Source organism: Delftia sp. Cs1-4, assembly GCF_000214395.1.
GTDB classification, from domain to species: Bacteria; Pseudomonadota; Gammaproteobacteria; order Burkholderiales; family Burkholderiaceae_C; genus Comamonas; species Comamonas acidovorans.
Window position 1 is genome coordinate 1,544,914 of the sequence record NC_015563.1, and the last position, 25,011, is coordinate 1,569,924.

Below are 25,011 nucleotides of genomic sequence, written 5' to 3' on the forward strand. Positions count from 1 at the left end.
AAGGAACTGGCGATGACCCATGCCAGACCACGGGCCAAAATGCCCACCGCAAACGATGCATCGCTGCAGACCTGGCAGGCGTCTTGGGAGAGCGCCTGGTCCGCACTGGGTGCCAGCGCTCCGCAGCCTGTGCTGGCCGAGCTGCTGCAAAGCTACAGCGAGCCCCAGCGCCACTACCACACGCTGCAGCACCTGGGCGAGGCCATGGGCCTGCTGCAACCGGCGCTGGGCCTGGCCACGCACCCCGGCGAGGTGGCACTGGCGCTGTGGTTCCATGATGCCGTCTACGAAACCCAGTCCAAGGACAACGAGGCGCGTAGCGCCGACTGGGCCGTGGCCGTGGTGCGCGGGCAGGGTCTGCCTGCAGATATAGCTGAGCGCGTGCATGGTCTGATCATGGCGACCTGCCACGCTGCACAGCCGTCCGGAATCGACGCCCAACTGCTGGTGGATGCCGACCTGGGCATTCTCGCGGCCGACCCTCTGCGGTTTTCCGAATACGAGCTGCAGGTGCGGGCCGAGTACGAATGGGTGCCCTTGCCGCTGTACCGCGCCAAGCGCCGCGAGGTGCTGCTGGGCTTCATGCAGCGCGAGGCCATCTACTGCACCGACTGGTTCCGGCAACGGCTGGAGGCGCGGGCGCGGCGCAACCTCGCGCAGGCGCTGGGTTTGTAGGCGGCGCCTGCGTCGGCGTCCTATGATCGGGGGCTGCTGCGGGCCGTGCAGGCCTGCCTCCCTCTCTTTCTTATCTTGCCCAGGCTCCGCCTGGCTCACAGGACGCGCAGATGACCACCCTTGGAACCCCTTACTCCCCCCATGCCACCAAAGTCATGCTGCTGGGCAGCGGCGAACTCGGCAAGGAAGTGCTGATCGCGCTGCAGCGCCTGGGCGTGGAAACCATTGCCGTGGACCGCTACGAGAACGCGCCCGGCCAGCAGGTGGCCCACCACGCGCGCACCATCACCATGAGCGATCCGGCCCAGCTCAAGGCCTTGATCGAGGCCGAGAAACCCGACCTGGTCGTGCCTGAGATCGAGGCCATTGCCACGCCCATGCTCGAAGAGCTGGAAGCAGCCGGTGTGGTCACCGTGATCCCCACGGCCCGCGCCGCGCGCCTGACCATGGACCGGGAAGGCATCCGCCGCCTGGCCGCCGAGACGCTGGGCCTGGCCACCAGCCCTTATCGCTTCTGTGATTCGCAGCAGGAGCTGCAGGCCGCCATCGACGGCACCGATGGCCAGCCCGCCATCGGTTTCCCCTGCGTGGTCAAGCCCGTGATGAGCAGCTCGGGCAAGGGCCAGAGCAAGCTGGACGGCCCGGACGACGTGGCCAAGGCCTGGGACTACGCCATGGCCGGCGGCCGCGTGAGCCATGGCCGTGTGATCGTCGAAGGCTTCATCGACTTCGACTACGAAATCACCCAGCTCACGGTGCGCGCCAAGGGTGCGGACGGCCAGGTGCAGACGCATTTCTGCGATCCGATCGGCCACATCCAGCAGTCCGGTGACTATGTGGAGAGCTGGCAGCCCCATCCCATGCACCCGGCGGCGCTGCAGAAGTCGCGCGACATCGCCAAGGCGGTGACCGATGACCTGGGCGGCCTGGGCCTGTTTGGCGTGGAGCTGTTCGTCAAGGGCGAGCAGGTCTGGTTCAGCGAAGTCTCGCCGCGCCCGCACGACACGGGGCTGGTCACGCTGGCCACGCAGTGGCAAAGCGAGTTCGAGCTGCATGCGCGCGCCATTCTGGGCCTGCCCGTGGATGCCTCGCTGCGCAACCCCGGAGCCAGCGCCGTGATCTATGGCGGGCAGGATGCCGAAGGCCTGGTGTTCGACGGCGTGGACGAGGCCCTGGCCGTGCCGGGCACGGACCTGCGCCTGTTCGGCAAGCCAGAGAGCTTCGTCAAGCGCCGCATGGGCGTGGCCCTGGCACGTGCCCAGGATGTGGAGCAGGCGCGCACCAACGCCAAGCTGGCCGCCGGCAAGGTCCGGCCGCGCAAGCCCTGAGGCGCGCTGCTCAATGGCGAAGCCGCCGTCCCTTTGCCGGGCGGCGGCTTTTTTCATGCGGTGTCGGCCTTAGTTGGTCGTGTGCATGGGCGGCTGCGAGGGCTGGGCATCATGCGGCGTGGTCAGGCGGATGGCGCGCTCCTCCTCGCCATGGCTGGCATGCTCGCCATCCACACCCAGGCCGCCCTTCCAGCGCCGGACCACGCGCTGGAAGATCAGCGAGTTGGGGATCTGCAGCAGGTTGGGTGAGCCATCGGGCGCATGGGCGTCCTGCAAGGTGGTGTAGAGCATGTTGATGTCGATCACGCGGCCCTTGGCACCGGGCTTTTCGGCCGTGTCCAGCACCTCGATGTAGTCACCCAGGCGAAAGGGCCCGACGATGACGATGAGCAGGGCGCAGAACAGGTTGGACAGCACGCTCCAGGCCGCGAAGAAGGCCACGGCGCCCACGGTGGCAAAGCCGGTGAAGGCCGTCCACAGCACGGTGGCCGAGACGCCCAGGCGCTCCAGTACCAGGGGCACGGTGGCGGCAATGAGAATCCAGCGGAACACGCCGCGCAGCGGCACCAGCAGCTCCGGCGGCAGGCCGTAGTGCCGGCCCGCGCGTGCGATCAGCCGGCGAACCAGGCGATTGAGCAGCCAGGCCGCGCCGATGATCAGCAGGATCTGGGCACCGGGGATGATGAACTCCAGCCAATCCTGCATCCAGGTGGGCAGGTGCGCTTGAAAACGACGCATAACTTCAAACATTCAGGAAACAGGAATCCGCTTTCGGGACCCGGATGCGCAGCTCGCGCGCGCCCGGCATTGAGCTGCGATCGTAAGCGCAGCTGCAAGGCCCGGCAGTCAGGTGCGGCGCTGCTCCACCGTGTCCATCTGCATCTCGAAGCTGAAGAAGCGGTCGCGCCCCTGCGCCTTGGCCGCGTACAGTGCCTGGTCGGCGCGCATGAGCATGGCTTCGGCGCTGGTGTATTCGTCGGGAATGCAGGTGGTGATGCCGCCCGACAGCGTGAGACCCGATTCATGGGGCGAATCGGGGTGGCGTATGCGCAGCACGCGCAGCATCTGGCCCACGGCGCGCGCAAACGTCATGGCGCCCGAGCGTGGCGTGCGCGGCAGGATGAGCGCGAATTCCTCACCGCCATAGCGCGCCGCCACGTCACGGGGGCGTACGCAGACCTCGCGCAGCAGGCGTCCGATCTGTTTCAGGCATTCATCGCCATGCACGTGGCCATAGGTGTCGTTGTAGCGCTTGAAATGGTCCAGGTCGCAGAGCATCAGCGTCAGCGGCTGGCCTTCGCGGCGGGCCGAGGCGATCTCGGCATGCAGGATGCGGTCGAAGCCTCGGCGGTTGACCAGGCCCGTGAGCTGGTCGAGCTCGACCATTTCATTGAGCTTCTGGTTGGCCTCGTGCAGCTCGGCCGACAGCGATACCAGGCGCCTGCGCATGTCCAGCAGGCGGCGCATGGCGCGCAGCTTGGCCACGAGCACGATGGGCTTGACGGGCTTGACTAGGTAGTCGTCGCCTCCGGCCTCGATGCCGCGCCACACATCCAGGTCATTGTCCAGGCCGGACAGGAAGATGACGGGCGTCCACTCGCCAGGCTCGGCCTCGCGCAGCTGGCGGGCCACCCAGTAGCCATCCTCGCCGGGCAGGCGGATGTCCAGCAGCACCAGGTCGGGGCGCTGCTCGCGGAACAGGACCAGGGCGCTGGGGCCATCGGCAGCCTCCAGCACGCGGGTCACGCCCGCGTGCAGCAGCTCGCTGACCAGGCTGGTGCGCACCGAGGCCTGGTCTTCCACGACCAGCACGCAAAAGGGCGTGGACTCGTCCGTCGGCTTGGCGAAGCGCGCTCCGCTGGGCTCGATGGCGGGGGAGTCGGCGCTGTCGGTGGGCAGGGGAGGTGGAGCGGGGGGCATGGCCTTCATGGTTGCGAAACCAGGAATGGATCAAGGGGCCGCGCAGTGCGCGGCGTGGGGATGGCGCCAGTGTAAGTCGGGTGTCGCGTCCGTGTGCGATTGTGTGCACGGGGCTTTTGCTAGGCCAGCGGCAGATCCGTGCGGGCGCGGCTGGCCTCGTCATGCCACTGCACAAAGGCGTCGGCAGCCGGGCAGATGCGTGGGTTGCCCAGTTGCTGCAGCAGCCTGCACGCAGCAAAGCCCTGGGCTTTGCTGTCATAGGCAAGTGCCCACTGGCGGCGCTCCTCCTGCCGGTCTTCGGGAACGGGCCAGCTGCGCAGCGAGGTGGATAGGCTGGTCAGGCCCATGCGCCAGGGCTTGCCGGAGACACGTGCGCGAAAGCATTGCTGGCGCTCGCACAGCAGGGCATAGAGCGGGTCCACCTGCAGGGCGTCGAACAACCGCCCGACGGCCGGATCGTCCGATGCGAAATCGGCATGCGTGACGATGACGCGCAGGCCCTTGGGTGTTTCGTAGACGCGCAGTCCCCAGTCGGGGTGGCTTTTGTGGAAGGTTAGGACGCGCTCCATGGCGCGCGCGGCCGGCGAGTCCGTGGCCGCACGCTGGCGCGCCTGGCGTGCTTCCCACCAGCGCTGCACGCGCCGCATGGCCAGGAACAGCAGCAGCACGACCAGTGCCGTGGCCACCATCCGCGAATTGTTCTTGTGCGGTGCCAGCCGGGCCAGCCAGATGGCGACCGAAGCCAACAACAGCAGGGTCACGACGGGAAAGCGCACGGCGCTGGGCGGCTCGGGCAGGTCGATATCGGCGATGGCCACGCGCTCGGTGTTCAGGCAGTGGGCGCCGTAGCTGTTGCGCGTCATGACCGTGCCGTCGCGGCGCTGCAGGACTTCTTCGCGGATGGGGGTGGTGAAGCCGTCGAGCGCGTACTCGTTCTTCCATTCCATGCGGGGCTCGCCCTTTGGAAGCGCCGCATTGCGGGCGGCTTCCAGGGCCTGGCCAGCACGCTCCTGTGCGTGGGCCTGGGCGGCTTCCTGGCTGGTGTCGGACCATCCCCAGCGCTGGACGGTGATGCCGTGGGTGGGGCGGCTTTCATGCCGCAGGCGCGCCTGCGCCCAGTAGGTGGGGATGTGCATGGCGAGCCAGTATAGGGAAAAGCCGCCTGGCTCCCAAGGGAACGCAGGCGGCTTCAGTTGGCAACGCGCGCAGGCGCTGGATGCCGTGGGTTTTACTGTTCGCGGCGCAGGGCAGGGAACAGGATCACGTCGCGGATGCTGGCGCTGTCGGTCAGCAGCATCATCAGGCGGTCGATGCCGATGCCGCAGCCGCCCGTGGGGGGCATGCCGTACTCGAGGGCACGCACGAAGTCGTGGTCGAAGTACATGGCTTCGTCGTCGCCACCGTCCTTGGCCTGGACCTGGGCATTGAAGCGCGCGGCCTGGTCCTCGGCGTCGTTGAGCTCGGAGAATCCGTTGCCGAATTCGCGGCCCGTGATGTACAGCTCGAAGCGCTCGGTGACCTCGGGGCGCTCGTCATTGGCGCGTGCCAGCGGCGAGATCTCGGTGGGGTGCTCCATGATGAAGGTGGGCTGCCAGAGCTTTTCTTCCACCACTTCCTCGAAGTACAGCACCTGCAGGCTGGCCAGGGTGCGGGCGGACAGGCGGTCCTTTTCTTCCGTCATGCCCAGCTTGCGCAGCGCATTGGTCAGCCATTCGCGGTCGGCCACCTTGTCACCGGCCTCGGTGAACTTGACGATGGCCTCGGGAATGGTCAGGCGCTGGAAGGGCTGGGACAGGTCCACGGGCTTGCCGCCGTAGGTCAGCTGCAGCGTGCCCACGGCCTTTTGCGCGGCGTCGCGCACCAGGGCCTCGGTGTAGTCCATCAGGTCGCGGTAGTTCCAGTAGGCCGCGTAGAACTCCATCATGGTGAACTCGGGGTTGTGGCGAACCGAGATGCCTTCGTTGCGGAAGTTGCGGTTGATCTCGAAAACGCGCTCGAAGCCGCCGACCACCAGGCGCTTGAGGTACAGCTCGGGCGCGATGCGCAGGTACATCTCCTGGTCCAGCGCGTTGTGGTGGGTGACGAAGGGCTTGGCGTTGGCGCCGCCGGGAATGGGGTGCAGCATGGGCGTTTCCACTTCCAGGAAGCCGTGCTCCACCATGAATTCGCGGATGCCCGAGACGGCCTTGCTGCGTGCGATGAAGCGGCGGCGGGCCTGCTCGTCCATCATCAGGTCCACATAGCGCTGGCGCACCTTCTGCTCCAGGTCGGCCATGCCGTGGAACTTGTCGGGCATGGGGCGCAGGCTCTTGGTGAGCAGGCGCAGCGTCTGCACCTTGACCGACAGCTCGCCGGTCTTGGTCTTCATCAGCGTGCCCTCGGCGCCCAGGATGTCGCCCAGGTCCCAGCGCTTGAAGGCCGCATAGACCTCCTCGCCCACGGTGTCGCGCGTGATGTACAGCTGGATGCGACCGTGCGTGGGGCCCAGCGATCCGTCCTGGATGGTGGCAAAGCTGGCCTTGCCCATGACGCGCTTGAGCATCATGCGGCCGCCCAGGCTGACCTGAACGGCTTCGGCGTCCAACTGCTCGGCGCTCTTGTCGGCATGGGCCTGCTGCAGCGCCTCGGCGCGGTCGGCGGGCTTGAAGTCGTTGGGGAATGCCACGCCGCCCTGTTCACGGACCTGTTCGCGCAGGGCCTTGAGTTTTTCGCGGCGCTCGGCGATGAGTTGGTTTTCGTCCTGGGGAGCGGTCTGGTCCGCTGCGGATGGGGTGTTGTGTTCGGTCATGACAATGAGCGCCAGCGCAAAACGCCGAGGGGCCGGAAAAAAGCCGGGGGAAAAAAGCGGGAAAAGCCGAAAAAAGCCAGGCGCAAAGGGCTGGAGGGTGCAGAGGCGGCAGCAAATGCCACCGGCAAGCCCCGCAGCTGGCGGGCTGAATCCGCGATTTTAAGTTTTTTGGCGCGCTTTCGGTGCGCGGTGCTGTCAATGTGCCGGACGCCGCTGCGGTATGACGCTGCAGTCCTGCCAATTCGTCAGTGCCCGGCGGACGGGGAGCCGGGTGCCGGGCCCGGGGCATGGCCTATGCCGCTGCGCTCCAGCACATCGGCCACGAGCTCCAGCCGCACCAGCGGGCTGTCCAGCGCCATCAGTTGCTGCTTGATGGAGACCGGCATGGGCAGCAGCTCGGTCCAGCGGTTGGCCACCCAGCCGCAGTCGCCCATCTGTTCGGCGCTGGGCAGTCGGGCATGGTCGGCGTCTGTGGAGCGCGCGTGCAGCTGCATCAGCACCTGGGCCAGGGCCTGGGCGGTGGCGAGCAGGTGGCTGGGGATGGGCACGGCGGCATCGGCAGGCAGCATCTGCACATCGGCCACCCACAGGCCGTGGGGCAGCTGGCGGTGCTCCTGCATGCGAAAGCGCTGCGTGCCTTCGCACTGCAGGTGCAGCAGGCCGGGCTGGGGCTGCTGCAACTGGACGATGCGGGACAGCGTGCCCACGGCGTGCAATTGCTCGGCGGCCGCGCCTGCCTTGCGCACTTCGCTGCCGGCCTGCAGCGCCACCACGCCGAAGGGAGCGCCCGTGCGCTCGCACTTGCGGATCATGTCCAGATAGCGGACTTCAAAGACGCGAAGGCTCAGCAGGCCTTGGGGAAAGAGGACGCTGCCCAGGGGGAACAGCGGCAGGGAGTGCAGTGCGGTAGGGGCGGTCATGTGATGGGCGGGATGCGGCAGCTATCATCCCATGCTGTGCCAGGGCCGGATGGCCGTGGTCCGATCTTCCTCCCGCAGTCCTACAACGCCATGCTTTTTCAGATCGTTTCCTTTTTGCTCGACGTGGTCGTTGGCCTGTTGACCGGCGTCTGCCTGCTGCGCATGTACATGCAGGCCCAGCGCGTGCCCTTCGGCAACCCCGTGGGGCAGCTGGTGTTTGCGCTGTCCGACTGGATCGTGATGCCGCTGCGCCGCATCATCAAGCCGGCCGGGCGCTGGGACATGTCCAGCCTGATCGCCGCCTTCCTGCTGCAGATGCTGCAGTTCGTGCTGCTGTGGCTGTTGATGGGTGGGCAGTCCACCGTGGTTGCCCTGCCCTGGCTGGCGCTGTGCGGCCTGGCGCGCGTGGCGCTGTCGGGCATGGTGGGCGTGCTGCTGATCTATGCCATCTTGTCGTGGGTGCAGCCGCAGTCGCCGATGTATGGCGTGCTGCAGCGCCTGTCCGAGCCGATGCTGCGGCCCATCCGCCGTGTTGTTCCGCTGATCGGCGGTATCGATCTGTCGGCACTGGTGGCTCTGGTGCTGCTGCAGATCGCGCTGATGGTGCTGGGGTATATCCAGGGATCGGGCCTGATGCTGCTGGCCTGATTTCCCTGGTTTCCTGGACGTGAAAAAGCCGCCGCAGGCATCAACCTGCGGCGGCTTTTTTGTGTCTGCGCGAGGCTTTACTGGACCGCGTCGGCCGGCAGGCGCTGCAGCATGGCAAGCGAGGCGGCGATGCGGTCGCGCAGCTCGCGGCGGTCCACGATCATGTCCACGGCGCCCTTGTCCTGCAGGAACTCGGCGCGCTGGAAGCCTTCGGGCAGCTTCACGCGCACGGTGGTCTCGATCACGCGCGGGCCGGCGAAGCCGACCAGGGTCTTGGGCTCGGCAATGACGATATCGCCGACGAAGGCAAAGCTGGCGGAGACGCCACCGAAGGTGGGATCGGTCAGCACCGAGATGTAGGGCAGGCCCTTCTTGGCCAGGCGCGTGAGCGCTGCATTGGCCTTGGCCATCTGCATCAGGCTCAACAGGCCTTCCTGCATGCGCGCACCGCCCGTGGCGGTGAAGCAGATGAAGGGGACCTTCTGCTCGATGGCGGTCTCGACACCGCGCACGAAGCGCTCGCCGACCACGGAGCCCATGGAGCCGCCCATGAATTCGAACTCGAAGCAGGCTGCGACCACGTTGACGCTCTTGATGGCGCCGCCCATGACGACCAGGGCATCGGTCTCGCCGGTGTTCTCCAGCGCTTCCTTGAGGCGCTCAGGGTACTTGCGGCTGTCCTTGAACTTCAGGGCGTCGACGGGAATGACTTCCTGGCCGATTTCATAGCGGCCTTCGGCATCCAGGAAATGGTTCAGGCGGGCGCGGGCGCCGATGCGGTGATGGTGGCTGCAGCTGGGGCAGACGTTCTGGTTTTTCTCCAGATCGGCCTTGTAGAGCACGGTCTCGCAGCTCGGGCACTTGATCCACAGACCCTCGGGGATCTGCTGGTGGCGATCCGTGGGGTTGGTTTGCTGGATTTTGGCAGGCAGGAGTTTTTCAAGCCAGGACATGGTGTTTCCTTTTCAGGCGCAGGGCATGCGGCACCGGGCCGCATGCAAGGGCTGCATTATGCGACCTACGCGTCGAGTGCCTTGCGCACGCCGCGCAGGAAGTCGATGGTCAGGGGGACGATCTTTTCGTGGGGCTGGCCGTCCAGCATCTCGATGATGCGGCTGCCGATGACCACGGCATCGGCCACCCGGCCAATGGCCTGTGCCGTGGCCGCGTCGCGGATGCCGAAGCCCACGCCCACGGGAATGCTCACATGCTCGCGGATGCGCGGCAGCATGGCTTCCACGGCCGCCGTGTCGAGCGTGCCTGCTCCGGTCACGCCCTTGAGCGAGACGTAGTAGACATAGCCGCTGGCCACGCGCGCCACCTGCTGCATGCGCTCGGTGGTGGAGGTGGGCGCCAGCAGGAAGATGAGGTCCATGTCGCGCGCACGCAGTTGCGCGGCGAATGCCTCGCACTCCTCGGGCGGGTAGTCCACGATGAGCAGGCCATCGACGCCGGCCTCGGCCGCATCGTCCACGAAGCGGTCATTGCCGTGGATCTGGTCGTAGCGCTCCACCGGGTTGGCGTAGCCCATCAGCACCACGGGCGTGGTCTGGTTCTTCTGGCGGAACTCGCGCACATAGGCCAGCACCTGCACCAGGCCCACGCCATTGGCGATGGCGCGGTCGCCTGCCTTCTGGATGGTGGGGCCGTCGGCCATGGGGTCCGAGAAGGGCACGCCCAGCTCGATCACGTCGGCGCCGGCCTCCACCATGCCGTGCATCAGCGACGGCGTGATGGCCGCGAACGGGAAGCCTGCGGTGATGTACGGGATCAGGGCCTTGCGGCCTTCTTCCTGGAGTTTGGCGAAAGTCGTGGTGATGCGGCTCATTGAGCTGCTCCTCCCTTGACCGTGAGCCCGCGCATGGAGGGACGGTCGTAGTAATCGGCGCCCGAGAGGTCGGCCACAGTGCCGATGTCCTTGTCGCCGCGACCGGACAGGTTCACGAGGATGGACTGGTCGGCGCGCATGGTCTTGGCCAGTTGCATGGCATAGGCCACGGCATGGCTGGACTCCAGGGCGGGAATGATGCCTTCGGTACGGCACAGGTAGTGGAAGGCGTCCAGCGCCTCCTGGTCGGTGATGCCCACGTACTGGGCCCGGCCCAGTTCCTGCAGCCAGGCGTGCTCGGGGCCGACGCCGGGGTAGTCGAGGCCGGCGCTGATGCTGTGCGTCTCGGTGATCTGGCCGTTCTCGTCCTGCAGGATGAAGGTGCGGTTGCCGTGCAGCACGCCGCTGCTGCCGCGCTGCAGCGAGGCCGAGTGCTTGCCGCTGTCCAGGCCTTCGCCGGCCGCCTCCACGCCGATCAGGCGCGTGTTCTCGAACGGGATGTAGGGGTGGAAGATGCCCATGGCATTGCTGCCGCCGCCCACGCAGGCGACCACGGCATCAGGCTGGCGGTCGGCGCCCAGGAATTCGGGCATCTGCGTCAGGCATTCCTCGCCGATGACCTTCTGGAAGTCGCGCACCATCGCCGGGTAGGGATGGGGGCCGGCCACGGTGCCGATGATGTAGAAGGTGTTGTCCACGTTGGCCACCCAGTCGCGCATGGCCTCGTTGAGCGCGTCCTTGAGCGTGCGGCTGCCCGACTCCACCGGCACCACGGTGGCGCCCAGCAGGCGCATGCGGTAGACGTTGGGGCTTTGGCGCTTCACGTCCTCGGCACCCATGTAGACGATGCATTCGAGGCCGTAGCGCGCGCAGATGGTGGCCGTGGCCACGCCGTGCTGGCCGGCGCCCGTCTCGGCAATGATGCGGGGCTTGCCCATGCGCCGGGCGAGCATGGCCTGGCCGATCACGTTGTTGATCTTGTGCGCGCCCGTGTGGTTGAGGTCTTCGCGCTTGAGGTAGATCTGCGCGCCGCCCATCTCGCGCGACATGCGTGCCGCGTGGTAGACGGGCGAGGGACGGCCGACGAAGTGGGCCAGCTCGGACTGGAATTCGGCAACGAATTCCGGGTCGTTCTGGTACTTGGCGTAGGCGTCGCGCAGCTCGGTCAGAGCGTGTGTCAGGGTTTCGCTGGCAAAGCTGCCGCCGAAGCGGCCGAAGTGGCCGGATGCGTCAGGGTACTGGTATTCGAACATGGCTTGTCTGCAAAAGTTGGTCATCGGCCGCGCGCACGGCGGCGATGAATCGGTGTATCTTGCCGGCGTCCTTGATGCCCCTGAGGGGCTTGCCGTCGGGACCATCGGCCTCGACGCCGGAACTGACATCAACGGCCAGCGAGAGTCCTCGCGGGCGCACTTGCAAGATGCCATCGGTCACGTTTGCAGGCGTGAGTCCACCAGACAAAACGAGGTGAGAGGCGACGTTTGGTGGAAGGAGTGACCAATTGAATGCTTTTCCGCCACCACCATAGCCGTCGACATGGGCGTCGAGCAGTATGGCCTGGGCTTTCGAGTAACGCTGGGCATATTCTACGAGGTCGAAGCGCGCGGCGTCGGGACCAAGGGGAATGCGTGCGGCGCGCAGGAAGGCGCGGGTGCCGCCCGATGTGGCGGCAAGGCAGTCCTCGGGGGACTCGTCGCCGTGGAACTGCACGCAGGCGCCCGGGATGGCGGCGCAGGCAGCCATCACGTTGGCGGCGCTTTCATTGACGAACAGCAGCACCGGGGTCACGAAGGGCGGCAGGCGCCGCGCCAGTTCTGCAGCGCGCTGCACCGTCACGGCGCGCGGACTGGGGGCGTAGAGCACAAAACCCACGGCATCGGTGCCCGCAGCCACGGCGGCGTCCACGTCCTGTTCGCGGGTGAGTCCGCAGATCTTGATTCGAGTGCGCTGCATGGGGGCTGAAGAATGGGGGAGGGCTTGTCCGTTCAAGGGAGCCAATCATAGGCCGGGCTGCGCGAAGGAAGGCCCCATGAAGGATCGTATACGGGGCCCAGAAAGTACAGGCCGTCGGGCGAGAAGGTGGGCGCGGCGGCATCGCGGGAACGGGCGTCCAGTACCTGCTGCATCCACTGCGGCGCATATGCGCCCTGGCCGATGGCGATCAGGCAGCCCATGATGTTGCGCACCATGTGGTGGAGGAAGGCGCTGCCTTCGAACTCGAAGCGCCAGTAGCAGCATTCCATGGCCGCGTCGCCGGGCCGCATGGAGCTGGCTGCGGCCATCTGGGCGCCATCGCCTGCCATGCGGCGGGTGATGGACAGGCGGTGCAGCGTCTTGACGGGGGACTTGGCCTGGCAGCCCGATGCGCGGAACGAGCTGAAGTCGTGCTCGCCCAGCAGGTGCTGGGCGGCGGCCTGCATGGCGTCACCATCGAGCGCATGGAACACCCAGCCCACGCGCCCGGCCTCCACGCTGGGGCGCACGGGCGATTGCAGCAGCACATAGGCATAGCGCCTTGCCGTGGCACAGGCGCGCGAATGGAAGGCATCGGGCACGGGCTGGGCCCATTGCACGGCAATGTCCGGCGGCAGGAAGGTGTTGGTGCCACGGACCCAGGAGAACGGGGCCCTGTCCAGCGGCGTGTCGAAGTGGACGACCTGCATGAGGCCGTGCACGCCGGCATCGGTGCGGCCCGCGCAGAGGGTGTGCACCTCCTGAGCGGCAAAGCGGCCCAGGGCCGCTTCGAGATGGTCTTGAATGGTGTTGCCAGACAGCTGGCTTTGCCAGCCGCTGTAGCGCTGGCCGTTGTAGGCGACGCCGAGGGCTACGCGCATTGCGAGGCCTCCGGCATGGGTTGGGTGTGCATCAAGTTGTCAGTTTTCCATGGTGGCTTGCACCACCCTGTCACGCGAAACCGGTGCGGCGCCTGGGCAGGCGCCGCCGGGCTTCAATCTATCTCGGCCAGCAGGCGCTGGGCCTTGGCCTTGAGATCGCCGTGGGCCTCGGCGATCACTTCCTCGATCAGTGTACGGGCTCCGTCACTGTCGCCGATGGCGTTGAATTCCTGGGCCAGTGCCAGCTTGGTGGCCAGCGGGTCTTCAGGAGCCGAGGGCGGGGTTGCCGCAGCAGGGGTGTCGTTGCCCAGGTCCAGGGACAGGCTGCCAAGGTCGAATTCCAGCGACTCGGCCGGTTCGGGCTTGGCCTTGGCCGCCGTCTCCAGCACGCCGCCTGCCTGGGGCGTTGCCGGCGTTGGGGCGGGTGCCTCCGTGCTCAGGCCTTCCAGGTTGAACTCCATGGCGTCCAGCGACAGCAGCTCGGTCTTGGCATGGCTGTCGTCCGTGGTGGAGCTGGTCAGGGGCGAGGGCTCGGTGGCCGGGAAGCTGTCGGACGCCTGCGTGCCGGGCATGTCCAGCGACAGCATCTCGGTCGGCTGCATGCCGTCCATGGCGTTGCTGTGGTTCAGGGCGTCCGTCAGCGAGGCGTGGGCCGTGGGCTGGAAGCCGGGCATGTCCAGCGATGCAACAGGGGGCTCGACGTGGGGCTCGATGCGAGGTGTGTCGTCCTTTGCGGAGGGCGTGGCTTCCAGCGGCGCGCGCAGCGTGGGTTCCAGCGCTGCGAAGTCCTGTTCGCTGGGCATGGGGGCCGGTGCGGGCAGGGGGCTGGCGTGCTGCGCGGGCAGGCTGGCATCGGCCAGGCCGCCGGGCAGGTCCATGTTGAGGTCCATGTCCAGGTCCATGGGCAGGGTGGCAGGGCCTTCGCGGTGCGCATCCATGTCCAGGGGGCGGCTGGCCAGCGAGGCGGCAGCCAGTCCGGCAGCAGCCACTGCGGCGCCACCGGCAACGGCGGCACCAGACAGGGGCGCGGCGCCTGCAGGCTGGTAGAGGGCGTTTTCCGGGTCCAGGATGCGGCCCTGGTCGGCCAGGCGCTGCCAGTCCACGCCCTTGCCCTGGGTCAGTCCATGCAGGGTCTGCGCGACGGCCTCGAAGGCCTTGCGGTCATGGCGCTTGGCGTAGATGTCGGCCAGCTTCTGGTGCAGAGCGGTGCGGTTGGGGTCGGTGCGCAGCGCTTCCTTGAGGATTTCCTCTGCCTGCAGGTCGCGGCCATAGGCCAGGTAGACGTCGGCCTCGGCCACGGGGTCCACATCGCCCGCATCAAGCTGGCTGGGCGAGTAATGCATGGAGGTGCCGGACAGCTGGCTCGATGTGCCGGTGTCCACGCGTTGGCCGCCGCTGGCGCCAAAGAAGGAGTCGGCTGCCAGCTGGCTGTCGCCAAAGGCGCTTTCGCTGGAGGCGGCAGCGGCGCGGCGGCGCTGCATGACGCGGTAGCCGCCATAGCCCAGCAGCAGGGCCAGCAGGGCAGCACCGGCCAGCGGGATGGTGGGGTCTTCCAGCAGCGTATCGATGAAGCTGGGCTCGGCGATCGGCGCGACGGGGGCGGGTGCCGGCTTGGGCTTCGGCGGCTCGGCCGGAGCGGGCGTGGCGGGCGCGGCTTCTGCTGCGGGCGCTGCCGAGCCGACTGCATTGGCTGCGGCGTCTGGAGCAGCGGTGGGCGCAGCGGCCGCAGCAGCTGCATCGGCAGGCGCTGCCGGGGCCGCGGGAGTTGTCTGGGGTGCTGCAGCTTCAGGCGCTGCAGGCACGGTCGGCGCGCCCGGCACAGCCACGCCGTTTGCCGTGCCGCTGGCTGCCGAGGCAGGTGCTGCAGCAGCACCTTCGGCGGGCTTGGTGGCGGCGGCGATCTGGCTCAACTCGGACATGTTGCGCTGCAACTCGGCCGTGCGCGATGCCTGGTCGTCCGACTGCTTTTGCTTGGCCAGGCGCTCGTCGGCCTCCACGCCCTTGACGGCGCCCTTGGACAGGGTGAGCTTGTCGGGTGCTGCGGTGGACGGCTTGCGGTCCTCGACCTGGGCCTGGACGCTGCCCGATGCTTCACGATTGGCCGATGCCACGGGCGCGGCCGGCGCGGCGCTGGCCAGCTGGCGGCGGAACTGGTTGAAATCGCGGGACTGGGCGGCAACGATCTGGCGCGCTTCGCGCGGCGAGGTGGCCTGGGCCGTGGCTTCGTCCGGCACGGTGAGCACGGCGCCGGAGCGCATGCGGTTCACATTGCCGTTGATGAAGACCTTGGGATTGGTGCGCAGCATGGCCACCAGCATCTGGTCCAGCGAAACGCCGGCTGGCAGGTGGGCGGCGGCGATGCGGCCTGCCGTGTCCCCAGCCTTGATGCGGACTTCGGAGGCCTCGGACGACGCGGGAGCCGCTGCGGCGCGCTCGCGGGCTGCCGGGGCGGCACGGCGCGCGGCTGCTGGCGCGGGGCGGCTTTCCTCGGTGTTGCCTGCAGCGGCTTGCGATGGAGCTTGCGAGGGGGTGGGGGCTGCGCGGCGCGGCGCTGCGGCGGGCTCGGGTGCCGAGGCCTGGGCTGCAGCCGTCACGGCAGGCGGGAGCTTTTGCAGGGTGGGCGGATCCAGCAGCAGGGTGTAGTTGCGCTGCAGGTTGCCCGAAGCCCAGCTGGCGTCGATCACCAGATCGACAAAGGGTTCGTTGACGGGCTGTGTGCTTGTGAGGCGCAGCACGGCCGAGCCATCCGCGCGGCGCTGCACGCTGACGCGCACCTGGCTGGCGGTGGCGTTGTACTCCATGCCCTGGGTGCGGAAGACGCCGGGAGAGGCCACGCCCACGCGCAGGCCTTCGGCTTCAGCGGCGGTGATCTGGGGGATTTCGACTTCGGCACGCAGGGGCTCGCCCAGGGCCGATTGCACGTTCACCCGGCCCAGAGCCAGTGCCCAGGCCTCGGAGGCGGGCAGTGCGACCGAGACGACGGCCGCAGTGGCCAGCACAGAGAGTTTCCAACGATGCATAAAGCGTCAAACCTGTGTGGATGCAATTGGGCAGGCACTATTGTTATTGTGGGAATGCCCGCGCTTGCACATGTAATTGAAATTTACCCGGGGATAGATGGCACGCCATCTACCAAGGTGCTTGGGTCGCATTGTCGGCCACGCTATAGGATCACAAGCGTCTGGTTGCCGGCGAACGCCAATAGTTGTTGTCGAACGGCAACGAGAAGAAACACAATGTATCTTTGGTGATTGTAGGCAACCACCTACAGCCAATGGACAAGAGACCTGGGCATTGTGCCCAATTGCCCAGGGCTTAAAGCCGAAAAAAGCGCCATGTCCCGGCCCGGGACATGGCGCTTTTTGTGTTGGCTCAAGCCGGCGATGCTCAGGCGGCGAGCAGGATGCGCAGCATGCGGCGCAGCGGCTCGGCGGCGCCCCACAGCAGCTGGTCACCGATCACGAAGGCCGACAGATACTCGGGGCCCATGTTCAGCTTGCGCACGCGGCCCACGCCGACTTCCAGGCCGCCGGTGATGGCGGCAGGGGTCAGTTCCTTGACGGTGATGGCACGGTCGTTGGGAACCCACTTCACCCAGGGGTTGCCGGACTTGATGATGGCTTCCAGCTCTTCCAGGGGCAGGTCCTTCTTGAGCTTGAGGGTCAGCGCCAGGCTGTGGCAGCGCATGGCGCCGATGCGCACGCACAGGCCATCGACGGGGATGGTCTGCTCGGTGCCCAGGATCTTGTTGACCTCGGCCTGGCCCTTCCACTCTTCCTTGGACTGGCCGTTGTCCAGCTGCGCATCGATCCAGGGGATCAGGCCACCGGCCAGCGGTGCGCCGAAGAATTCGGTGGGCACGTCGGTGCGGATGGTCTGGGCCACCTTGCGGTCGATGTCCAGGATGGCGGATGCGGGCGTGGCCAGTTCGTCGGCCACGGCAGCGTGCACCACGCCCATGCCCTTGAGCAGTTCGCGCATGTGGTTGGCGCCGCCACCGGAGGCTGCCTGGTAGGTCATGGAGCTGACCCATTCCACGAGACCGGCCTTGAACAGGCCGCCCAGGCCCATCAGCAAGATGGAGTTGGTGCAGTTGCCGCCAATCCAGTTCTTGCCGCCCGCGGCGAGCTTGGACTGGATCAGCCCTTCATTGACGGGGTCGAGCACGATGACGGCATCGCCTTCCATGCGCAGCGACGAGGCGGCATCGATCCAGTGGCCGTTCCAGCCCGAGGCGCGCAGCTGGGGGAAGACTTCCTTGGTGTAGTCGCCGCCCTGGCAGGTGATGATGATGTCGCACTTGGACAGCTCGGCAATGTCGTTGGCATTGCGCAGCTCGGTGTGGGTCTTCGCCATGGCCGGGGCCTTGCCGCCGGCGTTGGAGGTGGAGAAGAACACGGGCTCGATCAGGTCGAAGTCGCCCTCTGCCTGCATGCGGTCCATCAGTACGGAGCCGACCATGCCGCGCCAGCCGACGAGGCCTACCAATTGCTTGCTCATTTTTGAAACGCCCTTTCAGTGTGAAAACAGTGCTTGATCAAGACTGTTGTCGCCCGGCTCGTCTAGGCCAGGTGAGGGCGCACGACGAACCGGGCTGGGTCAGCCTTTGATTGTCGTAATGGTTGTGGATGTGATTGCGCGCGCAGCCACACCAGCCAGGGCGGCGGGTGCAATGTTCAGCAGGAGGAACGGGCGGGCGGCAAACATAAGAGACGTCATTCTATCGAATACGCCAGGAAAGAGAATGTCTGTTTTGATGAATATCTTCGTCGAATCGGCGAAAAGTGGACGTCTATTTTGACGTTTTGCCATGTTGCGGCGAAGCAGGGCAGTGCCTGCCCGCCACAGGGACAGCTGCAAGCCGGGAGGCTGGCGGCCGTCATGGAATTCAGGCCAGTGCGGCCACCACGGCATCGCCCATCTCGCGGGTGGAGACCTTGGTCGTGCCTTCGCTGTAGATGTCAGCCGTGCGCAGGCCCTGGGCCAGCACCTTTTGCACGGCGGCTTCGATGCGCTGGGCGGCGGCTTCCTGGTTCAGCGAGAAGCGCAGCATCATCGCGGCCGACAGGATGGTGGCCAGCGGATTGGCAATGCCCTTGCCGGCGATGTCGGGGGCCGAGCCGTGGCTGGGCTCGTACAGGCCCTGGCCCCTGGAGTTGAGCGATGCCGAGGGCAGCATGCCGATGGAGCCGGTCAGCATGGAGGCTTCGTCGGACAGGATGTCGCCGAACATGTTGCCCGTGACCACCACGTCAAAGCGCTTGGGTTCCTTGACCAGCTGCATGGCGGCGTTGTCCACGTACATGTGGTCCAGTTGCACATCGGGGTACTGCTGGCCCACTTCGGTGACCACGTCCTTCCAGAACTGGAAGGTTTCCAGCACGTTGGCCTTGTCCACGCTGGTCACGCGCTTGCTGCGCTTTTGCGCGGCCTGGAAGGCGACATGGGCGATGCGCTCGATCTCGGGCTTGGAGTAGCGCATGGTGTCGAAGGCTTCCTCGGCACCGGGGAAGTGGCCGTCGGTGGCCACGCGGCGGCCGCGCGGCTGGCCGAAGTAGATGTCGCCGGTCAGCTCGCGGATGATGAGGATGTCCAGGCCCGCGACCAGCTCGGGCTTGAGGCTGGAGGCGTGGGTCAGTTCCGCATAGCAGATGGCCGGGCGGAAGTTGGCGAACAGGCCCATGTGCTTGCGCAGGCCCAGGATGGCCTGCTCGGGGCGCAGCGGGCGGTCCAGCGTGTCGTACTTCCAGTCGCCCACGGCGCCGAACAGCACGGCGTCGGACTCCATGGCCAGCTTCAGCGTGGATTCGGGCAACGGGTGGCCGGCAGCTTCGTAGGCAGCGCCGCCCACGGGGGCCGTCTGCATGTCGAAGTCCAGGCCCAGGGCGCCCAGCACCTTCACGGCTTCCGCAACGATTTCGGGGCCGATGCCATCACCGGGCAAGACTGCGATTTTCATGGTGTTCCTTTTGAGAGACTGTTCGGATGGTGGAAGGCCGCCGGCGGCTGGTTCAGCAACGCCTGCGGCCCATTGATGCGCGCAAGTGGAGATCGATCAGCGCTGCACCAGCGTGTGGGCCAGCCAGGGCTTGGTGGCCAGGCGCTCGGCCTCGTAGGCGCGGATCTTGTCGGCGTGGCGCAGCGTCAGGCCGATATCGTCAAAGCCGTTGAGCAGGCAGAACTTGCGAAAGGCGATGACATCGAAAGGGATCTCCTCGCCCTGCGGGCGCACGATCACCTGGCGATCCAGATCAATGGTCAGCTCGTAGCCGGGGAAGGCCGCGATCTCGTTGAACAGCATGTCGATCGTGGCCTCGGGCAGCACGATGGGCAGCAGGCCGTTCTTGAAGCAGTTGTTGAAGAAGATGTCGGCAAAGCTGGGCGCCAGGATGGCGCGAAAGCCGTACTGGTCCAGGGCCCAGGGCGCGTGCTCGCGGCTGGAGCCGCAGCCGAAGTTCTTGCGTGCGACCAGGATGGAGGCGCCCGCATAGCGCGGCTGATTGAGCACGAAGTCGGGGTTGGGCTTGCGCGATGCCGGGTCCTGGCCGGGCTCGCCATGGTCCAGGTAGCGCCATTCGTCGAACAGGTTCACGCCGAAGCCGGTCTTCTTGATCGACTTGAGGAACTGCTTGGGAATGATGGCGTCGGTATCGACGTTTTCGCGGTCCATGGGGGCGACAAGGCCCTTGTGTACGGTGAATTGTTGCATGGCTGTATCGGATTCAGGGTTCAGCGGGCGGCGCGTTCGATGGCGCTGCCCGCGCTTTGCACGTCCTGGCCAATGCCCTTGACGGTATTGCAGGCGGCCAGGGTGAAGGCCAGGCCGATCAGGAGGATCGAGAAGGAGGGCTTCATGGTGTGCAGGCGGGGCAGTTGCGGGATCGGATCAGGAGAACCTGCGGATGTCCACGAAGTGGCCGTGGATGGCGGCGGCTGCAGCCATGGCGGGGCTCACCAGGTGGGTGCGTCCGCCCGCGCCCTGGCGGCCTTCGAAGTTGCGGTTGCTGGTGGAGGCGCAGCGCTCGCCGGGCTCCAGGCGGTCGGCATTCATGGCCAGGCACATGGAGCAGCCGGGCTCGCGCCATTCAAAGCCTGCCGCCTTGAAGATCTGGTCCAGGCCTTCGCGCTCGGCCTGTTCCTTGACCAGTCCGGAGCCGGGCACGACCATGGCCAGCTTGATGTTGCGCGCCACCTTCTGGCCCAGCTTCTTGACCACGGCGGCGGCCTCGCGCATGTCTTCGATGCGGCTGTTGGTGCACGAGCCGATGAAGACCTTGTCCACGAAGATGTCATCGATCGCCTTGCCGGGCTCCAGCGCCATATAGGTCAACGCGCGTTCGATGGCGCCGCGCTTGCTGGCATCCTTTTCCTTGTCGGGGTCCGGCACGCGGGCATCCACGCCCAGCACCATCTCGGGCGAGGTGCCCCAGGTGACCTGAGGCACGATCTCGCTGGCGTGCAGCTCGACCACGCGGTCGAACTTCGCATCGGCATCGGAGTGCAGCGTCTTCCAGTAGGAGACGGCGGCATCCCATTCGGCGCCGGTGGGGGCCAGCGGGCGGCCCTTGACGTACTGGATGGTCTTGTCGTCCACAGCCACCAGGCCTGCGCGCGCGCCGCCTTCGATGGCCATGTTGCAGACCGTCATGCGGCCTTCCATGCTCAGGTCACGGATGGCTTCGCCGGCGAACTCGATGGTGTAGCCCGTGCCGCCGGCCGTGCCGATCTTGCCGATGATGGCCAGCACGATGTCCTTGGCCGTGATGCCGGGGGCCGCCTTGCCGCTGACGTTGATCAGCATGTTCTTGGCCTTCTTGGCCAGCAGGGTCTGGGTGGCCATCACGTGCTCGACCTCGGACGTGCCGATGCCGTGGGCCAGTGCGCCGAAGGCGCCATGCGTGGACGTGTGGCTGTCGCCGCAGACCACGGTCATGCCGGGCAGGGTGGCGCCCTGCTCGGGGCCCATGACGTGGACGATGCCCTGACCCTTGTCCATGAAGGGGAAGAAGGCCGCAGAGCCGAACTCGCCGATGTTGGTGTTCAGCGTGGTGATCTGTTCCTTGCTGATCGGGTCGGCAATGCCGTCATAGCCGCGCTCCCAGCCGTCGGTGGGGGTGTTGTGGTCGGCCGTGGCGACCACGGAGCTGATGCGCCACAGCTTGCGGCCGGCCATGCGCAGTCCTTCGAAGGCCTGGGGGCTGGTGACTTCGTGCACCAGGTGGCGGTCGATGTAGAGGACGGCGGTGCCGTCATCCTCGGTGTGGATGACGTGCTCGTCGAAGATCTTGTCGTAGAGGGTGCGTCCCATGGCGTTCTCGAATGGTTGGTGTCGTGGGGAAATTTTTGGGGGCATCCAGCGGCCAAGTGGCCTTCAGGATGCGCTGGCCGGCGGGCTCAGGTGCTCGACCAGCAGGCGGGCCGTGACGGGTAGCGCGTCGAAGTCACGCGCCACGATGCTCAGCTCGCGCCGAGCCCAGTCGTCGCTGAGCTCCAGTGCGCGCAGATGGCCCACGCCGTGCATGAGCTCGAAGGCGCGGTCGGGGATCAGTCCCACGCCCAGGCCGTTGTCGATCATGCGGCACATGGCATCCAGGCTGGTGACCTGGATGCGCTGGTGCAGCGCATGCCCCGCCTGTGCGGCGGCCGCGCGCATGGCCAGGCTGATGGAGGAGCCGGCCTGCAGGCTGACGATGTCCCATTCGAGCACATCGGCAAAGGCCACGCTGTCGCTGTGCGCCAGCGCGTGCTGCTCGGGCACCACGACGACCAGGCGATCCTCGCGGTAGGGGCGGTGCTGCAGTACGGGAGTGGCCTGGCCATTGCCCAGCGGCATGTATGCCATGGAGCAGATGCCGATGTCGGCCGTGCCTTCCTGTACGGCAGCCAGTACGGCGGGGCTGAGCTGCTCCTGCAGGTCGATCTTGACCTGGCCGTGCTTGCGCGCAAACACGCCCAGGTCTTCCGGCAGGAACTGCACGATGGCAGACATGTTGGCGTGGATGCGCACATGGCCGCGCACGCCATCGGCGTACTCGGACAGCTCGCCCTGCATGCGCTCCAGGCCGTACAGCACGTTGCGGGCATGGTGCAGCAGGCTTTCACCGGCCGGCGTCAAGGTCACGCCACGGCTGTGTCGGTACAGCAGGGCTGTGTCCACCGTGGCTTCGAGATCGGACAGGCGCTTGCTCACCGCCGAGGCTGCAATGAACTCACGCTCGGCCGCGCGGCCGATACTGCCAAGTTCGCAGACAGCCACGAACAGCTGCAGGGAGGTAAGGTCTATGCGCCGTGCAAAACTGCGCTCTGAATTCTTCATGTGGTGGGGTTCAGGCTTCTCATTAGGAGAAGCTGGATGGATTTTCTCGCACAAGTCATCGATCTGTCATCTTCAAGCGCGATGTCTTTGGTGATGTCGCGCGATTTCATGGAGATGGGGGTCATGCCTCCTGGCGATGGCTGCGAGCAGCCTTTCCTGTCGGAACGCTGGTTGCATACTGAAAGAATTTGTCAATCTTTGCGCCAGTCGCCTGCATGGATTGCTGCAAAAATAAGAGCATATGAACGATCGATACCCGACGGGCCTGCGAGCCCTGCCTGCAGGCCTGTCATTGCTGCTGGCCGCAGCCCTGTCCTGCATGGCCGTCCCGGCGTCTGCCAAGCCGCAGCCACCAGCGAAGAACACGGCCAAGAGCGGTGCGAAGGCACCGGCCAAACCTGCAGCCAGACCTGCAGCCAAAGCGGCAGCCAGGCCAGCGGGCAAGGCCGCCGTCAAGACCGGGGGCAAGTCGGCGCCCTCTCCAACCCGCAATGCGCCGGCCAAGGCCGCCGCCGCTGGCGTGGCGGCAGGTGCCGTTGCGGCCGGAACTGCCGCAGCCGCAGTGGGCCATGCCCCCAAGGGCGAGCCCGGTCTGAGTGCGGCCGAGGTTGCAGCGCTGCACCAGCATGCCGAGCAGGGCGAGGCCAGCGCCCAGTACGCGCTGGGTTCGCTGTACAAGCGCGGCCAGGGCGTTGCCCTGAGTGCCGAGACGGCGGCCCAGTGGTATGAGAGGTCTGCGCAGCAGGGCTATGCGCCAGCCCAGTCCGACCTGGGGTTGATGTATGCGAATGGCCGTGGCGTGGCGCGTGACGATGCCCAGGCCGTGCAGTGGTATCGCAAGGCTGCCGAGCAGGGCGATGCCGTGGCCCAGAACAACCTGGGCCTGATGCTGGCCGAGGGGCGCGGAGCCGCCAAGGACCCCGCGCAGGCCGTGCAGTGGTTCCAGCGCTCGGCCGAGCAAGGTGAAGCGGCCGGTCAGTACAGCCTGGGCGTGATGTATGCCACGGGCCGGGGCGTGGCCGAGGACGTGGCGCAGGCGCTGCGCTGGTTTGTGGCGGCGGCAGGCCAGGGCCATGCCGATGCGCAATTCAATGCCGGCATGCTCTATGCCGAAGGTGGCGTGGTCGATCGCGACATGGCGCAGGCCGCCCACTGGCTGGAGAAGGCGGCCGAGCAGGGCAATGCCGCAGCCCAGTCCAACCTGGGCGTGCTGTATGCCAATGGCCAGGGCGTGCCCGCCAGCGACGAGCAGGCCGCGCGCTGGCTGGAGCGTGCCGCCCAGCAGGGCGACGCGCTGGCGCAGTCCAATCTCGCCAGCCTTTATGCGTCGGGCAAGGGCGTGGAGCGCAGCCCGTCCCAGGCCTATTTCTGGATGCTGCTGGCGGCGGGCAGGGACAACTCGCTGGCCGCCAAGCGTGACAGCATGGCCCAGCCGCTGAGCGCGGCCGAGCGTGCACGCACCGAGCGCCAGGCGGCGGCCTGGAAGGCCAAACCCGCTCCCTGAGTCCTGTTGAGCATGCACCAATGAAAAACGCCTCGGAAGAGGCGTTTTTGTTGGGGGCTCAGTGCTGCATCAGCTGAAGAAGCTCTTGAGCCTGTCGGTCCAGCTCTCGCCGCTGGGCGAATGCTTGGCGCCGCCCTTCTTGAGCGATTCCTCCAGCTCGCGCAGCAGCTTGCGCTGGTACTCGGTCAGCTTGACGGGCGTCTCGACCACGATGTGGCAGTAAAGGTCGCCGGGATAGCTGGAGCGCACGCCCTTGATGCCCTTGCCGCGCAGGCGGAACTGCTTGCCGGCCTGGGTGCCTTCGGGGATGTCGATGGCCGCCTTGCCCGACAGGGTGGGGACCTCGATCTCGCCACCGAGCGCCGCCGTGATGAAGCTCACGGGCACGTTGCAGTGCAGGTCGTCGCCGTCGCGCTCGAAGATGTCGTGGTCCTTGATGCGGATCTCGATGTAGAGATCGCCCGCAGGCCCACCATTCGTGCCGGGTTCGCCATTGCCGGAGGAGCGGATGCGCATGCCGTCGTCGATGCCGGCCGGAATCTTCACTTCCAGTGTCTTCTGGCGCTTGACCTTGCCCTGGCCGCCGCAACTGGTGCAGGGCTCGGGAATGATCTTGCCCGTGCCCCGGCAGTGCGGGCAGGTCTGCTGCACGCTGAAGAAGCCCTGGCGCATCTGCACGCTGCCCATGCCGTTGCAGGTGGTGCAGGTCTTGGCGCTGGTGCCGGGCTTGGCTCCGCTGCCGTGGCAGGTGTCGCAGCCATCCCAGCTGGGGATGCGGATCTGCGCATCCTTGCCGTGGGCGGCTTCCTCCAGCGTGATCTCCATGGCGTAGCTGAGATCGTTGCCGCGGTAGACCTGGCGGCCGCCACCGGCGCCGCCGCGTCTGCCGCCACCCTGGTTGAACATGTCGCCAAAGATGTCGCCAAAGGCTTCGGCAAAGCCACCAAAGCCTTCGGCGCCGCCGCCCATGCCGCGGTTGGGGTCCACGCCCGCATGGCCGTACTGGTCGTAGGCCGCGCGCTTGTTGCTGTCGGAGAGCATCTCGTAGGCCTCCTTGGCCTCCTTGAATTTCTCTTCCGCCCCGCTTGCGGCATCCCCCTGGTTGCGGTCAGGGTGGTACTTCATCGCCAGCTTGCGATAAGCCTTCTTGATGTCGTCGTCCGAGGCGTTCTTGGCAACGCCGAGGACCTCGTAAAAATCGCGTTTGGACATGGTGTTTGCTAGCCAGTCAGTGAGAACAGGAACGCCGC

At 66.8% G+C, this 25,011-nt stretch carries 23 protein-coding genes; 4 read left to right on the forward strand and 19 right to left on the reverse strand.

The genetic code is table 11. The features are described 5' to 3' along the window. The first annotated feature begins 12 nt into the window (after window positions 1-12). Together DELCS14_RS06840 and purT are read left to right on the forward strand one after the other, a co-directional pair. Window positions 13-675, forward strand: coding sequence for a hypothetical protein (locus DELCS14_RS06840; protein WP_013801004.1), 663 nt, complete (start codon window positions 13-15; stop codon window positions 673-675). 110 nt (window positions 676-785) lie between these two features. After that, complete coding sequence (purT, locus tag DELCS14_RS06845; RefSeq protein WP_013801005.1) at window positions 786-2,003, forward strand: formate-dependent phosphoribosylglycinamide formyltransferase; 1,218 nt, start codon at window positions 786-788, stop codon at window positions 2,001-2,003. A 69-nt stretch (window positions 2,004-2,072) separates the two neighbouring features. On the opposite strand, the gene DELCS14_RS06850 is transcribed toward purT, so the two are convergent. The 5 genes from DELCS14_RS06850 to DELCS14_RS06870 all read right to left on the reverse strand — a co-directional run bounded on the left by DELCS14_RS06850 (window position 2,073) and on the right by DELCS14_RS06870 (window position 7,631). Beyond that, window positions 2,073-2,741: a mechanosensitive ion channel family protein gene (locus DELCS14_RS06850; protein WP_013801006.1), complete on the reverse strand. Its 669-nt coding sequence runs from the start codon at window positions 2,739-2,741 to the stop codon at window positions 2,073-2,075. Window positions 2,742-2,849: 108 nt separating this feature from the next. Beyond that, window positions 2,850-3,932, reverse strand: a complete 1,083-nt coding sequence (locus DELCS14_RS06855; RefSeq protein ID WP_013801007.1) for a diguanylate cyclase — start codon at window positions 3,930-3,932, stop codon at window positions 2,850-2,852. 110 nt (window positions 3,933-4,042) lie between these two features. After that, window positions 4,043-5,059, reverse strand: a complete 1,017-nt coding sequence (locus DELCS14_RS06860) for a hypothetical protein (protein ID WP_013801008.1) — start codon at window positions 5,057-5,059, stop codon at window positions 4,043-4,045. Window positions 5,060-5,151: 92 nt separating this feature from the next. After that, a complete protein-coding gene (lysS, locus tag DELCS14_RS06865) occupies window positions 5,152-6,711 on the reverse strand; it encodes a lysine--tRNA ligase (RefSeq protein WP_013801009.1) in 1,560 nt (519 codons plus the stop codon). A gap of 245 nt (window positions 6,712-6,956) precedes the next feature. Continuing rightward, on the reverse strand, window positions 6,957-7,631 hold the full coding sequence (locus tag DELCS14_RS06870; RefSeq protein ID WP_013801010.1) for an LON peptidase substrate-binding domain-containing protein: 675 nt from the start codon (window positions 7,629-7,631) through the stop codon (window positions 6,957-6,959). 90 nt (window positions 7,632-7,721) lie between these two features. Here DELCS14_RS06870 and DELCS14_RS06875 point away from each other — a divergent pair, with 90 nt between their 5' ends. Continuing rightward, window positions 7,722-8,279: a YggT family protein gene (locus DELCS14_RS06875; RefSeq protein ID WP_013801011.1), complete on the forward strand. Its 558-nt coding sequence runs from the start codon at window positions 7,722-7,724 to the stop codon at window positions 8,277-8,279. A 77-nt stretch (window positions 8,280-8,356) separates the two neighbouring features. On the opposite strand, the gene accD is transcribed toward DELCS14_RS06875, so the two are convergent. The 13 genes from accD to DELCS14_RS06935 form a co-directional block, all read right to left on the reverse strand. Next, window positions 8,357-9,232 (reverse strand): acetyl-CoA carboxylase, carboxyltransferase subunit beta, encoded by an 876-nt coding sequence (gene accD / locus DELCS14_RS06880; protein ID WP_013801012.1) that lies wholly within the window; start codon window positions 9,230-9,232, stop codon window positions 8,357-8,359. A 65-nt stretch (window positions 9,233-9,297) separates the two neighbouring features. Next, complete coding sequence (gene trpA / locus DELCS14_RS06885; RefSeq protein ID WP_013801013.1) at window positions 9,298-10,107, reverse strand: tryptophan synthase subunit alpha; 810 nt, start codon at window positions 10,105-10,107, stop codon at window positions 9,298-9,300. Continuing rightward, a complete protein-coding gene (trpB, locus tag DELCS14_RS06890) occupies window positions 10,104-11,360 on the reverse strand; it encodes a tryptophan synthase subunit beta (RefSeq protein WP_012207042.1) in 1,257 nt (418 codons plus the stop codon). The genes trpA and trpB overlap by 4 nt, the downstream gene beginning before the upstream one ends. Beyond that, the gene (locus DELCS14_RS06895) at window positions 11,338-12,060 is read right to left on the reverse strand and encodes a phosphoribosylanthranilate isomerase (protein ID WP_013801014.1); all 723 of its coding nucleotides are present in this window, start codon (window positions 12,058-12,060) and stop codon (window positions 11,338-11,340) included. Before DELCS14_RS06895 ends, trpB begins: the two co-directional genes overlap by 23 nt. Window positions 12,061-12,092: 32 nt before the next feature. After that, window positions 12,093-12,941, reverse strand: a complete 849-nt coding sequence (gene truA, locus DELCS14_RS06900) for a tRNA pseudouridine(38-40) synthase TruA (RefSeq protein ID WP_013801015.1) — start codon at window positions 12,939-12,941, stop codon at window positions 12,093-12,095. A 113-nt stretch (window positions 12,942-13,054) separates the two neighbouring features. After that, window positions 13,055-15,961, reverse strand: a complete 2,907-nt coding sequence (locus DELCS14_RS06905) for a FimV/HubP family polar landmark protein (protein WP_172642947.1) — start codon at window positions 15,959-15,961, stop codon at window positions 13,055-13,057. A 367-nt stretch (window positions 15,962-16,328) separates the two neighbouring features. Further along, window positions 16,329-17,441 (reverse strand): aspartate-semialdehyde dehydrogenase, encoded by a 1,113-nt coding sequence (gene asd / locus DELCS14_RS06910; RefSeq protein ID WP_013801017.1) that lies wholly within the window; start codon window positions 17,439-17,441, stop codon window positions 16,329-16,331. Between the two features lie 99 nt (window positions 17,442-17,540). Then, complete coding sequence (locus tag DELCS14_RS30395; protein WP_157158241.1) at window positions 17,541-17,801, reverse strand: hypothetical protein; 261 nt, start codon at window positions 17,799-17,801, stop codon at window positions 17,541-17,543. A 28-nt stretch (window positions 17,802-17,829) separates the two neighbouring features. Further along, window positions 17,830-18,900: a 3-isopropylmalate dehydrogenase gene (gene leuB, locus DELCS14_RS06915; protein ID WP_012207037.1), complete on the reverse strand. Its 1,071-nt coding sequence runs from the start codon at window positions 18,898-18,900 to the stop codon at window positions 17,830-17,832. Between the two features lie 96 nt (window positions 18,901-18,996). Then, complete coding sequence (leuD, locus tag DELCS14_RS06920) at window positions 18,997-19,650, reverse strand: 3-isopropylmalate dehydratase small subunit (protein ID WP_012207036.1); 654 nt, start codon at window positions 19,648-19,650, stop codon at window positions 18,997-18,999. Between the two features lie 20 nt (window positions 19,651-19,670). Then, window positions 19,671-19,796 (reverse strand): entericidin A/B family lipoprotein, encoded by a 126-nt coding sequence (locus DELCS14_RS06925; RefSeq protein ID WP_012207035.1) that lies wholly within the window; start codon window positions 19,794-19,796, stop codon window positions 19,671-19,673. A 31-nt stretch (window positions 19,797-19,827) separates the two neighbouring features. Further along, window positions 19,828-21,249, reverse strand: a complete 1,422-nt coding sequence (gene leuC, locus DELCS14_RS06930) for a 3-isopropylmalate dehydratase large subunit (RefSeq protein ID WP_013801018.1) — start codon at window positions 21,247-21,249, stop codon at window positions 19,828-19,830. A 63-nt stretch (window positions 21,250-21,312) separates the two neighbouring features. Further along, window positions 21,313-22,257, reverse strand: a complete 945-nt coding sequence (locus DELCS14_RS06935; RefSeq protein ID WP_012207033.1) for a LysR substrate-binding domain-containing protein — start codon at window positions 22,255-22,257, stop codon at window positions 21,313-21,315. A 292-nt stretch (window positions 22,258-22,549) separates the two neighbouring features. Here DELCS14_RS06935 and DELCS14_RS06940 point away from each other — a divergent pair, with 292 nt between their 5' ends. After that, window positions 22,550-23,761, forward strand: a complete 1,212-nt coding sequence (locus DELCS14_RS06940) for a tetratricopeptide repeat protein (RefSeq protein ID WP_043795783.1) — start codon at window positions 22,550-22,552, stop codon at window positions 23,759-23,761. A 69-nt stretch (window positions 23,762-23,830) separates the two neighbouring features. Here DELCS14_RS06940 and dnaJ read toward each other — a convergent pair whose 3' ends face one another. Next, window positions 23,831-24,973, reverse strand: a complete 1,143-nt coding sequence (dnaJ, locus tag DELCS14_RS06945) for a molecular chaperone DnaJ (protein ID WP_013801020.1) — start codon at window positions 24,971-24,973, stop codon at window positions 23,831-23,833. Window positions 24,974-25,011 lie beyond the last annotated feature (38 nt).